The organism is Gracilibacillus xinjiangensis (genome assembly GCF_042651765.1).
In the GTDB taxonomy this organism is placed as follows: Bacteria; Bacillota; Bacilli; order Bacillales; family Amphibacillaceae; genus Gracilibacillus; species Gracilibacillus xinjiangensis.
Window position 1 is genome coordinate 444,024 of record NZ_JBHSDT010000004.1, and the last position, 14,516, is coordinate 458,539.

The window sequence follows — 14,516 nt, forward strand, 5'->3', positions numbered from 1 at the left end:
AAATGAGGTGGAAAAATGAGTAATAAAGTTGTTATTAACGCAGATGTCACAAAAGGAACGATTAATAAGAATATTTATGGCCATTTTGCCGAGCATTTAGGCCGTTGTATTTACGAAGGGATCTGGGTTGGTGAAGACTCTAATATCCCAAACACAAATGGTATCCGTAATGACGTTGTAGAAGCATTGAAAAATATTAACATTCCAGTTCTTCGCTGGCCTGGCGGCTGTTTTGCAGATGAATATCATTGGAAAGATGGAATTGGGCCGCGTGAAAACCGGAAACGTATGGTAAATACGCACTGGGGTGGTGTGATTGAGAATAACCATTTTGGAACACATGAATTTATGATGTTATGCGACATGTTGGAAACAGAACCATATATTTGTGGGAATGTCGGTAGTGGAACGGTTCAAGAGATGTCCGAATGGGTAGAATACATGACCTTTGATGGTGAATCACCAATGGCTAATTTACGTATTGAAAATGGACGGGAAGAGCCATGGCCATTAACATACTTTGGTGTTGGTAACGAAAACTGGGGTTGTGGAGGTAATATGCGGCCACAATATTATGCAGATTTATACCGCAGATTCCAAACATATGTTAGAAACTATGGTGACAATAAAATTTACCGTATTGCAGGTGGTCCGAATATAGATGACTATAATTGGACAGAAGTATTAATGCGTGAAGCTCACCATCTAATGGATGGATTAAGCTTACACTATTACACGATTCCAGGTGATTTCTGGTTAGGGAAAGGATCTGCAACGAACTTCCCTGAAGACGAATGGGATATTACGATGCAAAAAGCATACCACATTAAAGAATTAATTGAAAAACATAGTACAATCATGGATAAATATGATCCGGAAAAACGTGTTGCGTTAATTATCGATGAATGGGGAACATGGTTTGATGTAGAAGAAGGCACGAACCCTGGTTTCCTTTACCAGCAGAATACGATCCGTGATGCGTTAGTTGCTGGAGTTTCTTTAAACATCTTCAATGACCATAATGACCGTGTCCAAATGACTAATATCGCTCAAACAGTTAATGTCTTACAAGCGGTGGTATTAACTGATAAAGAAAAAATGATTTTGACACCAACCTATCATGTGTTTGAGATGTATAAAGTGCACCAGGATGCTGAAAAACTTGCTTTAGATATTCAATCAGCTGTTAAGAAAATCTCTGACAAAGAAATACCACAAGTAACGGCATCTGCATCAAAAGCGAAAGATGGTACGATCAATATAACATTATGTAATATTGATAAAGACAATGAGGCAGAAGTTAACATTGACCTAAGAGGTGCTAATCTTTCTGACGTTAATGCCCGTGTATTAACAGCAAATGAATTAGATGCGCATAACACGTTTGATAATCCTGATAATGTAAAACCTGTTAATTACACAGATTTTCAAGTCAATGGGACAGAGCTTTCTTTAAAGTTACCTGCAAAATCTGTTGTTGCCATTTCGATAAAATAATATAGAATCAAAGCCGATGAGTGTAACTTGTCGGCTTTTGCTATATAGAAAACAACTGTAGCCTTCAGTCGATCAGAAAATGAAGGTGGAAATCAACTGGTAGATGGATAGGAGATGGAGCAATGCAGATTAAAATGTTACAGAAAACATCTAAAATTTCAGACCTTTAATTGCCCTGGTCATAGAAATTAAAGCGGTTCCTTTTCCCTTTACATTTATTAAACAATAGGCTTAATATGTGAGTATAGTAGTTATAGAGAGGGAGTTTTTTTGATGGGAAAGACACTATATTTAGATTGTTTTTCAGGAATAAGTGGGGATATGACAATAGCTGCACTTTTGGATACAGGCATTAATATGGAATACTTGGAGAAAGAATTAAAAAAATTACAGCTGGAAGAAGCGTATCAATTACAATTGAAGCGGGTAAATAAGAATGGGATATCAAGTTTGAAATTTGATGTAATATTCGACGAACGCCCACATCATCATGTACATACTCATGCGCATTCTCACGAACATGAGCACACTCATGACCAGCATCACCACCATCACCATCATCATAACCATAGCCATGGTCATGACCACCATCATCGTACATACAAGGATATCGTTACTTTAATAGAAAATAGTGATCTAAATGCGACTGTTAAAGAATTATCATTAAAAGTATTCAAAGTAATTGGTGAAGCAGAAGCGAAAATTCATGGTATGGATTTGGAAAAAGTCCATTTTCATGAAGTTGGCGCAATTGACTCTATTGTAGATATTGTTGGTACCGCCATTTTAATTGATAAGCTAGAGATTGAAGAGGTCATTTCATCACCTGTTCCTGTTGGATCAGGACGAATTAAAATTGACCATGGTATTTATCCTGTTCCAGCTCCTGCCACGTTAGAAATATTAAAAGATGTACCATTAAAGAGTACAGATATAAAAGGCGAATTGACGACGCCAACAGGAGCTGCAATTGTAAAGGTTCTTGCAGAAGAATTTTCGGAATCCATACCAAATATAACAGTGAATCAAATTGGTTACGGTGCAGGGACTAAAACTTTTAAAGACCACCCCAATGTTCTGCGTATAATTCTCGGATAATATAATATGTAAATAATAGCCTTACTTTTTTATAAGTAAGGTTATTAATGTTTAGAATAAACTAATTTAGGGACTTTAGATATTGTTACTAAACAGTCTCACCAGATCTATGTTCTCTTGGGAGAATCATCACAGCACTTCAAAGTTTTTTTCTTCAGATGGCTTCACTTCCGCAGTGTCATACTTACTAATGGGCATCGCGGCCTGCACTTAAAAAAACATCATCCTGCGAGGATCACAGCTGATGCTTTTTCTTAATGGCGTCCTGTTTTTCCTAACTCCCAGATTTCCAGATATTATTAAAAAAATACCTTGCATTATTAAGTAATTTAATATAAACTACTTAATGTTATTAAGTAATATAGGGGGTTGAGTTATTGAATAAAGAAATGTTAAAAGGTACGATAGATCTTCTCATACTTTCCCTATTAGAAAAAGAAGACAGTTATGGTTACGAAATCTCTAAAAAAATAAAAGATAAGACAGAAGGAACATTTCTTATTCAGGAAGGAACCCTGTATTTATCTTTAAAGCGGTTGGAGAATAATCAAGCAATAACTTCCTATTGGGGTGTAAAAAGCCAAGGTGGAAGGAGAAAATATTATGCTATTACGGAAGAAGGCAGGAGACAATTAAATCAGTTTGCAAATGACTGGAAAAATGTCGTACTAATAGTAAATAAATTCATCCCTTAAAAATGAAATGTTAAAAAGGAGCTTGAGAATGGAAGAATTAATAATATTAATTAAGTATTTTGTTTTAGGACTAGTTCAAGGTATTACGGAACCAATACCTATATCATCTAGTGGACATTTAGTAATTTTTAGAGAACTGTTTGGTATTAAGGCAGAGGGGCTGTCTTTTGAGATATTCGTTAACTTTGCCTCATTACTTGCTGTTTTAGTTATTTACCGGAATGACATCGTTAGACTTGTAATAAATGGTGCTAAATATATTGGAAAAAAAGATACAGAAGCCAAGAGTGATTTTAACTTTATCATCTACTTAATTATCGCAACAATTCCTGTAGGGGTTATCGGCGTATTGTTTGGGGATGAGATTGGCGATGCACTGAGTAACACAAAGGTTGTAGGTATCACGCTCTTGATCACAGCTATTGCTGTATGGGTGATTCGCAACCTTCGCGGCAGAAAGAATGATGGTGACTTGTCCATAAAAGATGCCATTATTGTTGGGCTAGCGCAAACAGTAGCTGTTACTCCTGGTATTAGCAGGTCAGGTGCAACCATTGTTGGTTCAATGCTTGTTGGGATGAAACAGGAAACAGCACTAAGATTCTCATTCTTATTATATATTCCAGTAAGTCTTGGTACAGGTTTATTAGAAATACCTGAGATTATATCAGATCCAAACATAGATACATTGTTAATCCCATATATTATTGCATTCCTCACATCGTTTATTGCGACTTACTTTGCGCTTAAATGGTTAATGAACATTATGGCAAAAGGTAACTTAAAATACTTTTCCTATTATTGTGTGATTGTAGGTATATTAGTAATTCTGTTTATGTAAGTAGAAGGGGTTGAGATAATGTTATGAATCTTCTAAAGAAAATAACTAGTCTTACTGATATTAAGTATTTTTGGATTCTCCTTGTTTCCATCGCTGTGTTTGTTGTAACATTATTAATAGATTATTATGATAATCCGGCACATACCCCATTCAATGTACTTGTTGGATATGGGATTGCGATTATTATCGGCGGGGTATGGGCCATTTTTAATTATATTGGACATATAAAAGTAAATGTTTTATACAGAAAAAGTAAGGATCTTTCTTCATTCGTGGAAAGGTTGGTACTTGATAAAGAAGAAAAGACAGAATTGCTGGCTTACATGGAGGACTATGCCCAAGACTTAGTTCATCAAGGCAGATCTTATAAAGAAGCAACAGCTGTGGCAATTAATCAGTTTAAAATCAATGAATTTGATCGCCTTTCAAAAGACTCAACTATTTTCCATTTGCCTGCCCATCATTATTTAATAGGTTACGCATTTGTGGCTACAGTTTTATTTGTGTTATGGTTATGGATTGGAAATACAATAATAAGTTCCCCTTTCATTACAGTACTCGAGGCCACATGCTTCTCTTATGCAAGTGGGTTTATTGTAGCTTATTTTCTTTATAAGTTGATCGATATAATGATTTATAAGAAATTTTAATGGAAAAGATCCACCGTGCTTGGTGGATCTTTCTTTATGCTTCTTTACTTTTATATTGGGCACGATATTTCCCTGGAGTAATTCCTTCCATTTTTCGAAAAGAACGAATGAAATTTTGGGAATTGTTATATTGTAATTCTTCTGCTATTTCTTTAACTGATTTATTTGTTGAAGTTAGCCAATCCTTTGCCTTATTTAAGCGATATTTTAATAAATACTCACTAAAGGAATATCCAGTTTCTTTCTGGAAAATACTGCTTAAATAATTTGGATTATAATGCAGTTCCGCAGCAATTAAATCAAGGGAAATGTCACGATTGAAACTTTCTTGAATCATTCGAATCATCTTATCAGAAATCCGTTTATTCTTACTATCATCTTTCGCATCTAACTTATCAATAAGTGGATGGATAATACTGATTAGAATCCAATCTCTTATTTCCTCTAATGAACTTAAATTCTGATAATGTGTGATCATTTCAGTTGAATGGAAATCTTCTACGTCAATACCTAGCAATTCTTTTAATTCAAAAAGTTCGTATAGAAAGCGTGATAAAATGATTTCTAATTGTTGATGGTGAATGTCATTTCGATTAATATATTCAAATAATTTGAATAAATCTGTTTTCGCTTTCTCTTTATCACTTACTTTAATGGCATCAAATAGCTTATTCTTGATGGCGGAAGGATATGGTGCGATATTTGAGTACCGTCTGTTTAAATTTTCATAATAAATAATGGAGGATTCACCCATTTTCAGACGATATTTTAAAGCCTCTTTACTTTCTCTAAAAGCAATATCGGCTTGATATAAGTGTTTGAAGCGCTGGCTAATTCCAATACTTATACTTAAATGGAATAGTTCTTTTACCTTCTCCTGAATAAGTTGTACTTTTTCATTGATACTACGGGTATATTCTGCATCGGTTTCGCATTCTGTAATAATAATGGTTGTTTGCGTATCATTGATAACTACTGGTGTTAACCTTTCAGTTGCTGGGATAATATCTTCCAGCAAATTATTAATAGCAAACAAGATTAAGTCCTGATCATTCTTATCGAACTTCTCTTGATCAATTGCATCAAATTTCAGTGAAAATATGGTTAACCATGTCCAACTTGTCTGATAATGGAATGATTGAAGTTTTAACGGAATCTCATCATTTTTTATTTTTCCTTGCACTAATCGCATCATAAATAATTGCTTTAATTGCGTTACTTGGCTTTGTACTCTTTGTTCTAATTGGTTATTTTGATTTAATAGTTTCTGAATATGTGTTTCAATTAAATCAAACTCATTTACCGTTTTTCCATCAGTCTCGCCCTGATTGGAGTTGATTGCATTCTTTAATCTTTTTACAGGCTTATAAAGCACTCTGCTCCCAATAACAGCAAATATAGTAGAGATAATCAACAGAATACTAACAATTAACATAGTAATCCAGCCGATGGAACTTGAACGCATATGCAAATCACTTATCTTAACAAATGATAAATAAGTCCAATTATTGTAGTTAGAAGTATGGTAAGTAATTTTATATGCGATGTCATTTATTGTGTATTCAAACTGTCCTTCTTCTGCATCTGTGTCAATTTGATTAAAGAGAGAAGAAGGAATATAATTATCTTCCCCAATATATGCTGTATTGCTATGGGCAATTGTCTGATTATTTTCATCTAAAATAAGAAATGATTCACTGTTATTGTTGCCTGCCATGATTTCGGTTAATTCACATGTCGGAATTAAAACACCGATAATACCAGTAGATTTTGATGATAAAATTGGCAGCTTTTTTACAAGGTTTATATAGTGTGAACAGCTCTTTTTCGTGGCGTTAGGAAAACTAATTTTCTCCGCTTCCTCTAAAATCCAGCTAGACGTTTCAGGAATATTCATATAACTCGTGTTAATCTTTTCATATGTGCTGTTATCCAAACGAACTAAGCCATCATTGTTTATAAGCCATTTCTCTTCAAAGCTGACAAAGATAATATCCTCAATTCCGGTTTCAATTGTCTGAAGATGATTGAGGTCACGTCTTAATTTATTAAAATCGGAAAAAGAAGCTGCATTCATATTTTCCTTCAAAAACTGCTGGGTTTGGGTAGAACGGACAAAATAGGTAGTTGATAAATCTACGTATTTAAGTACTTGTTCCACATTTGTCTGGATTTGATAGATATTTTGTTTCTTCTCATCATTGGAATAATCTACTATTGCTTTGGACGACTGCCAATAAGAAAGTCCGCCTGTTATGATAACCGGTACAGTACTTAAAATAATAAGAAACGCAATTAATTTAAAATAGTGTTTTGTTGAAAATTTTTTCATAGGCAACTTCCTTGTATTAAATTGTCTGGAGAATGTAAAGATACCTCATGTTGCGGAAACGGTTTCAGATTGTTGATCTGTTTGTTCCTGCTGCTTTTTTAGTAGTTGGTTAAAACCGAGATTAGCAAGGAACATAACAATGTATGCGCTTAAACTTATGCTGAAAAATAAACCGAATCCAGGATATCTGAATGATAAATAGTAAATACCTGCAAGTAAAGTTAACATACAAATGGAGTAGTGTAAATTTACCGCACCGATTGTTACCGCATATCTGATATATTGCCAGAACTTCAAATTAAAATGAACATACACTGGGGCAATATATATAATTAACATGGCATAAAAGAATGCTGCTAATAAAAATATACCGAAAAGTATTGGATACATTCCACTTTCATTCATTAATCCTGTATATTTTAAGAAAATAGACAAAATATACCCAACCACATAAATAATTATACCAAAAAGGTTAGCACGTATAAAGCTTTCTTTGTAAGCTTTTAGAAAAGTTGAGAAAATATTCAGATCGTAATCCTTCTGAATCCATTTACGCACAACGGTAAACATAGCAATTGTTGCAGGCATTAACCCAAATAATATCAAGCCGATTAATGTAGACAGCAACCATAAAATATTTAACCATGCAAGGCGAGTTACCCATAAACTTGCTTTATATAAACCTGACCATATACCTGAGAATTCCATGTTTAATCACCTATCTTATTTAGTAATTATGTTTCATTAAATAGAATATCCCTTTATGCTTGATAAGTAAAGAATAATTATAAAGCGTTTACATATGATGATCATTATCTAAGGTGGCAGAAACCGAGTGATAGTAAGGATTGTAATCTTTTTGTAACAGAAAAATAATCATTAGATAATGAAAAATGACCAAAGAAGTTATAGTGATTACTTTTGTAAAATATACTCAAAAGAAACCTTTACTAAGTAAGCGTTTCCATCAACTGTGAAAAAGTGATTATATACAGAGTTGCCTCATTTCATTTAATATGAATGTAGGCAGCAAAAGCTGTAAAAAAAAATATAATTTTTTGGAGGGTGGTTAATATGAGTAACTGGAAAAAATTACTCGGATTTATGATGCTAATGTTCCTATTATTAGTAGCAGCAGCATGCAGCGACAATTCATCTGAAAGTAGCGGGTCAAGTTCTTCAGATGATGGAGGATCAAATGAAGGAGAATCATCCGATTCAGGTGAACCATTTGCTTTCTCTATGATGGCAAACTTACACACACCAGAGGTTCCTGCTGATAAAGTATTAGAGAAGATTGAAGAGGCAACAAATACAGAGGTTGAAATTCAATGGGTTCCTGATAACAACTATGAAGACAGACTAAATACAGCTTTTGCAACTAACTCATTACCAGATGCCGTATTCTTAAAGAATCAAACAACATTTGTACAATTCCGTGACGCAATTGAGGATGGGCAATTCTGGGAAATCGGTCAATACTTAGAGGAGTTTGAAAACCTGTCTAAACTGAAAGATAATGTTTTAGAAAACACAATGATTAATGGGAATTTATATACATTATATTCAGGCCGTCCGTTATCACGTCAAGGAATTATCTATAGAAAAGACTGGGCGGATAATCTAGGATTGGAAGCTCCAACAAATACAGAAGAGTTTATGGAAATGGCCAGAGCATTTACAGAAGATGATCCGGATGGAAATGGCCAGGATGATACATTTGGTGTAACTGACCGTAGCGATTTAGTTTACGGAGCATTCAAAACAGTTGCTTCATGGTTTGGAACGCCAAACTATTGGGGCGAAAAAGATGGACAGTTATTGCCAGAATTTATGTTTGATGAGTATGTAGATACAATGGATTTCTTCAAGGAAATGCATGAAAACGGATACATCAATCAAGACTTCCCTGTAACAAGTAAAACAGATCAACAGGAATTTATTAAAAATGGTACTGCGGGTATCTATGTTGGTTCAATGGGGGATGTTGGAAGCTTAAGAGATGATGCGGTAGCTATTAACCCTGATGCAGAATTTGAGGTACACAACTATGTAGAAGGCCCGGATGGTGAGTTCGGTGTTTGGGCGATTCCTGGATATGGTAACTTAGTGATGTTCCCTAAAAGTTCTGTAGAATCAGAAGAAGACTTGAAAAAAATCTTAGGATTTTTCGATAAAATGATGACACCAGAAGTGGCAAATTACGCTTATTGGGGTATCGAAGGTGAGCACCATGAAGTTGTAGACGGTACTGCCAAAGTAACAGATGATTCTGCATTATTCGAACGTGAAGTAAAGCCATTCCAAGCGCTCGAAATTGGTGAACCAGAAACAAATGGCCGCTACACTGGTTTCTTTGATTATGAACCTAAAGCTAAATCTGAAGAGTTATATATTGATAATGAGAATTATTTGATTGAAGACCCGACTGTGCCACTTTATTCTGAAACATATTCACAAGACGGCTCGCGTCTTCAGCAAATTATTACAGATGCAACCTATAAATACATTTTAGGTCAAATTGATAAAGACGGCTTTGAAGCTGCAATTGAAGATTGGAAATCCCAAGGTGGAGAGGCGATCATTGAGGAATTTAATTCATCGAACTAATATGTAATATCAGTGGGCTCTTAAACGGAAACGTTATAAGAGCCCAACCTATAAAAACGCGGGGATAATTGGAGATGATCATTATGTTATGTTAGTTACATTAACTGTATATAAAATGAGTGAAACCGCTAGATAGCTGAAGAGATTAGTAACTCGTAAGATAATGATTATTTACGTTACAGCTTGTATACCTTAGATTTGAGTTATGAAAAATATTAAATTAGAGAAAGGAAACTGTATATGGAAACGTCTACAATGACAGCACGTGAAGAAGCAAAGCAATTAAGAAAAATTAAAAGATCAGAAACATGGCGCAAAGTTAAAAAGAATAAACTGATTTACTTAATGATTCTACCAGGATTAATTTATTTCCTTATTTATAAATACTTACCTATGTATGGTTTGATTATTTCATTTCAAGACTATAAACCATATAAAGGGATAGCCGGGAGTGAGTGGGTAGGATTTGCCCATTTTGAAAGATTATTTACAAGTTCTGAATTCTGGATGATTTTCAAGAATACGTTAATGTTATTCGGATTACAGGTATTTGTATTTTTCCCGATTCCGATTATTCTTTCATTAATGCTAAATGAAGTTAGACATAACTTTTTCAAGCGCAGTGTTCAAACATTAGTGTATATTCCGCACTTTATGTCATGGGTTGTTATTGTATCAATTAGTTACGTTATGCTAACGCTTGATGGCGGTATTGTAAACGCTGTATTAGAAACGTTAGGGTTTCAGCCAATAAACTTCTTATTAAATGATGAGTGGTTTAGACCAATGTATATTCTCCAAGTAATATGGCGAGAAGCAGGTTGGGGTACCATTATCTTTCTGGCTGCAATAACAGCTGTTGATCCAAGTTTATACGAAGCAGCAAGAATGGATGGAGCTAACAGGTTCCGTCAGATGTGGCATATTACATTACCTGCAATTAGAAGTGTAATTATCGTTCTATTAATCTTGAAAATCGGCGATGTGTTAGAGCTGGGTTTTGAACACGTTTACTTATTGCTAAACTCATCTAATAGAAATGTTGCAGAAATATTTGATACGTATGTATACGTAGCTGGTTTACAGCAGGGTCAGTTTAGTTACAGTACAGCTGTCGGATTCTTTAAAGGGATAGTTGGACTTATAATGGTTATGTTTGCAAACTGGCTTGCGAAGCGATTTAACGAAGAAGGTATTTATTAAACACGAATGAGGTGAATAAAATGGCTAAATTACAAAAAGTATCTGCAGGCAGCAGAGTATTCGATTTCTTTAATTACTTTTTACTAACATTAATTGCAGTGATAACAATACTACCATTCATTCATGTTGTTGGTAGTTCCTTTGCAACAAGTGCAGAAATAGCAAGAACAAAATTTCTGTTGTTCCCAACTGAATTTTCATTAAGTGCCTATGAATATATTTTCTCGACAGATACTATTTTCCGTGCACTTGGTGTATCTATTATTGTAACTGTCGGTGGTACATTATGGAGTATGCTTTTTTCCACTTTGACAGCATATGGTTTATCGAGAAGAGATCTTGTTGGTCGTCGTGCCATTAACTTTATGATTGTATTCACATTACTATTTAATGGAGGGATGATCCCGACATTCTTAGTTGTTCAGCAAACGGGTTTATTAAACTCACTGTGGGCATTAGTAGTCCCTGTTACGATTAATGCATTTAACATGATTATTTTACGAAGTTTCTTTATGAACATACCAGAAAGCTTAGAAGAATCAGCAAAGATTGATGGAGCGAATGATTTTAGTATTTTATTCCGGATTGTTCTTCCGATCTCTTTACCGGCAATTGCAACAATTTCTTTATTCTATGCCGTTACGTACTGGAACACGTATATGCACGCAATTCTATATTTGAGTGATGCAGATAAATGGCCGGTACAAGTGTTACTTAGACAAATTGTTGTACTTGCTAGCGGGATGAATTATGACAGTGAATCATTTACGGATGTTCCACCGCCAGAAACAACAATTAAAATGGCAACGATAGTAGTGGCAACAGTTCCGGTATTACTAGTTTACCCGTTCTTACAGAAGTACTTTGCAAAAGGTGCATTGCTTGGTTCTGTTAAAGGATAAAAAGCAGGGGAGAGGAAGCTTGATAGTGTGGGGTGGAAGGAAGAAAGTTTAGCTCAATTAGATGATTTATATAGCGGGATGTTTGATTGGTTAAGAAATCAATATGATTCGGCAACAGGTGGTTATTATTATGCGAAAAGTTCCGTTGATAATGAACAGTTTTCCCCTGATATCGAATCAACAGCCCAAGCATTAAATATACTGATAAGGCATCAGCTCGCAGAGAAGATGCCCAATCCAATTAAACAACAAATGGTCAGCTTCTTTCAGGGAAAGCAAGACAAAACTACAGGATATTTCTATGACGAGCATCCGGCGATGAAAGAAGATGAAGTTATGGTTCATCGTGCAATGGCCTATTCCGTTAATTCATTAAAACGCTTGGGGGCTGACTGTTTATATCCATTGCCAATTACTTTGGATGTTGCTCCCGAATATACAAAGTCGTTAGCGTCATATCGCAAGAAATGGGAAAGTATTGATTTGAGAAATAGCTGGCGGGGATGTGACTTGTTAGCATCCTCCACAGTATATATCGGGCAAATGCCTCAAGATAAACAAGCAGCACTTGTTAAAGCATGTGCAGAATATTTAGCAGAAATTCAAGACAAAGAGACCGGATTATGGGGAGAAGGCTCTTTATATGTAAGAATTTCAGGTACGTTTAAATTGCATACTTTTTATCGGAGATTCCAAATCCCTATGCCGAACCAGCAAAAGATTTATCAAAGCATTTTATATTGTCTGAGAAACGAAGAAGCAATAGATATGTGTTATATCCGGAATCCGATTGATTTGCTTTCATATTTGGCATTAGAGATACCTGATTATGAATCGCAAGAAATTATGGAAATTACAATCAGAAATATGACAAAGCTTAAAAGAGCAGATGGTGGCTTTTCTCGTGAATTAGATCATTCTCCTAAAGCACCTAATGTCGCCCAAGTTAAAGGGGATGAATATTATCCGGATATGCCTGAACCTGTAGAAATAGGGCTCGGTTTGCATGAAGGGGATATGAATGCAACAACACAGGCAACATTAATACGAAAGCAACTCTATCATTTGTTAGAGTGTGAACCCAGTACCTTAGTAGATGCAGATGATTTTTGGCAGGAATGGGGACAGGAATTAGAACAGAAAGAAGTGTAGAACATTCATGCAACCAGAACAAGGAGAGAAAGAAAAGCGCTTGTCTAAACATGCTGTGAACATTCTGATAAACCATGCTATCTTTCAATTTGGCGGGTCTTTATCCATCATATTTGTCAATTTATATTTATGGCGTCTGACGAATAGTATTTGGGTTAATGGAATGTATAATTTAGTGGCTATTTTAGCACAAGCTGCTACTACTTTTTTGATTGGGAAAATGTCAAAACGAAAAGGCAGGACAACAATATACCGTTATGGGATATTTATGACCGCCTTATTTTATTTGCTGATTGTTATTGTCCAGGATGAGATAGTAACCCATTTTTATTGGTTTGCTTTACTGAGAGGGATTGCCCAAGGACTATACTGGGTAGCTTATTTTACGATTGTTCATGAAGTATCGTCTAACACAAATCGCCATCGGTACTTAGGATGGAATCAAGTAGTAATGGGTACGAGTAATTTGGTTGCTCCAGCATTGGCCGGTGCAATTATCGGTTTTTTTACTGGATTAACCGGATATATGATTGTTTTTTCGATTGCTTTTCTAATGTTTTTTGTTTGTACAATTGGCAGTTTTCGAATTAAGAAAGAATCTATCAGACATCGAAATTATTATATGAAGTATTTACCTTTAATAACTAAGCGTAAAAAAGCCTTTAAAAATGCTTTGTTTGGTTGGTTTGTTATCGGTTTCCCCCAAGGGATATTAATGTATGTTCCACCAATACTAATTTACAGCATTTTTGAAAATGAAGGTATTGTTGGTTATTTAAATGCTAGTTTTTTAGCGGTTTCTATCATTGTCAGTTTTATTTTTTCTAGGTTTGCGAATATTGAGCATACAAAGCGCTATCTATGGATTGCTGCAATTGGCTTTGTACTTTCGGGAACTTTCTTAACTTGGGAGATTGCAACATGGAGTGTAGTTATTTTCATGATTACTCAAAACATGTTTAAACCATTACAAGCCAACGCATATGCTGCATACTATTTTCAATGGATTGATCGAATACCATTGAAATCGGAATTCCGAGTCGAGTCTGTTGTTTTAAGGGAAACGATTATTAATATGGGGCGTGGTCTCGGTATAATCTGCTTTATGTTGTTTGCAGATGGGATTGATACAGGGACGGTAGCTTACGTAATTGTAGGAGCAATGGTTATCCAATTACTATTGCCGTTACTAATTAAAAAATAAGGAGGAATTGAGATGGGAGCTATTAACCAATGGGAACAAGCAGAGCCTGGTGTCAAAAGAAAAATTCATCGTCCAGGTAAAGAAATAATGATGATGGAAGTGGTATTTGAAGAAGGTGCTGAAGGGTCAAGTCACAGTCACCCGCATGAACAGATGACGTATTGCTTAGAAGGTAAACTAGCTTTTCATATTGATGGGAAAGAAGTTTTATTAAACCAGGGTGAATCCCTGCATATCCCGTCAGATGCAGTTCATGGGGTAAAAGCACTTATACCAAGTCGTTTGTTAGATGTGTTCACACCATTAAGAGAAGATTTATTAAGTTAGGAGTG

13 protein-coding genes are annotated in these 14,516 nt (G+C 35.1%); 11 read left to right on the top strand and 2 right to left on the bottom strand.

All coding sequences use genetic code 11. The features are described 5' to 3' along the window. Positions 1 to 15 precede the first annotated feature (15 nt). The 5 genes from ACFOY7_RS06355 (at position 16) to ACFOY7_RS06375 (ending at position 4,781) form a co-directional block, all read left to right on the top strand. On the top strand, positions 16 to 1,497 hold the full coding sequence (locus ACFOY7_RS06355) for an alpha-N-arabinofuranosidase (protein WP_390250511.1): 1,482 nt from the start codon (positions 16 to 18) through the stop codon (positions 1,495 to 1,497). A 273-nt stretch (positions 1,498 to 1,770) separates the two neighbouring features. Beyond that, positions 1,771 to 2,595, top strand: a complete 825-nt coding sequence (gene larC / locus ACFOY7_RS06360; RefSeq protein ID WP_390250513.1) for a nickel pincer cofactor biosynthesis protein LarC — start codon at positions 1,771 to 1,773, stop codon at positions 2,593 to 2,595. A gap of 377 nt (positions 2,596 to 2,972) precedes the next feature. Beyond that, positions 2,973 to 3,290 carry a PadR family transcriptional regulator gene (locus ACFOY7_RS06365; protein ID WP_390250515.1) on the top strand — a complete coding sequence of 106 codons (318 nt, stop codon included), beginning with the start codon at positions 2,973 to 2,975 and terminating at the stop codon, positions 3,288 to 3,290. 28 nt (positions 3,291 to 3,318) lie between these two features. Continuing rightward, positions 3,319 to 4,131 carry an undecaprenyl-diphosphate phosphatase gene (locus ACFOY7_RS06370; RefSeq protein WP_390250517.1) on the top strand — a complete coding sequence of 271 codons (813 nt, stop codon included), beginning with the start codon at positions 3,319 to 3,321 and terminating at the stop codon, positions 4,129 to 4,131. 23 nt (positions 4,132 to 4,154) lie between these two features. Continuing rightward, on the top strand, positions 4,155 to 4,781 hold the full coding sequence (locus ACFOY7_RS06375; protein ID WP_390250519.1) for a hypothetical protein: 627 nt from the start codon (positions 4,155 to 4,157) through the stop codon (positions 4,779 to 4,781). A gap of 34 nt (positions 4,782 to 4,815) precedes the next feature. Here the strand turns inward: ACFOY7_RS06375 and ACFOY7_RS06380 are convergent, their stop codons facing one another. After that, entirely contained in the window at positions 4,816 to 7,113 is a 2,298-nt protein-coding gene (locus ACFOY7_RS06380) for an AraC family transcriptional regulator (RefSeq protein WP_390250521.1), read from the bottom strand. 45 nt (positions 7,114 to 7,158) lie between these two features. Further along, complete coding sequence (locus ACFOY7_RS06385) at positions 7,159 to 7,821, bottom strand: YesL family protein (RefSeq protein WP_390250523.1); 663 nt, start codon at positions 7,819 to 7,821, stop codon at positions 7,159 to 7,161. Between the two features lie 366 nt (positions 7,822 to 8,187). On the opposite strand from ACFOY7_RS06385, the gene ACFOY7_RS06390 reads away from it, so the two are divergent. From ACFOY7_RS06390 to ACFOY7_RS06415, 6 genes are all read left to right on the top strand, one after another. Further along, positions 8,188 to 9,723: an extracellular solute-binding protein gene (locus ACFOY7_RS06390; RefSeq protein ID WP_390250525.1), complete on the top strand. Its 1,536-nt coding sequence runs from the start codon at positions 8,188 to 8,190 to the stop codon at positions 9,721 to 9,723. 240 nt (positions 9,724 to 9,963) lie between these two features. After that, on the top strand, positions 9,964 to 10,926 hold the full coding sequence (locus ACFOY7_RS06395; protein WP_390250527.1) for an ABC transporter permease: 963 nt from the start codon (positions 9,964 to 9,966) through the stop codon (positions 10,924 to 10,926). Positions 10,927 to 10,946: 20 nt separating this feature from the next. Next, positions 10,947 to 11,828, top strand: coding sequence for a carbohydrate ABC transporter permease (locus ACFOY7_RS06400; protein ID WP_390250529.1), 882 nt, complete (start codon positions 10,947 to 10,949; stop codon positions 11,826 to 11,828). 27 nt (positions 11,829 to 11,855) lie between these two features. Then, positions 11,856 to 12,980 carry a prenyltransferase/squalene oxidase repeat-containing protein gene (locus tag ACFOY7_RS06405; RefSeq protein WP_390250531.1) on the top strand — a complete coding sequence of 375 codons (1,125 nt, stop codon included), beginning with the start codon at positions 11,856 to 11,858 and terminating at the stop codon, positions 12,978 to 12,980. A 7-nt stretch (positions 12,981 to 12,987) separates the two neighbouring features. Further along, positions 12,988 to 14,184: an MFS transporter gene (locus tag ACFOY7_RS06410; RefSeq protein WP_390250533.1), complete on the top strand. Its 1,197-nt coding sequence runs from the start codon at positions 12,988 to 12,990 to the stop codon at positions 14,182 to 14,184. Between the two features lie 12 nt (positions 14,185 to 14,196). Next, positions 14,197 to 14,511, top strand: coding sequence for a cupin domain-containing protein (locus ACFOY7_RS06415; protein ID WP_390250535.1), 315 nt, complete (start codon positions 14,197 to 14,199; stop codon positions 14,509 to 14,511). Positions 14,512 to 14,516 lie beyond the last annotated feature (5 nt).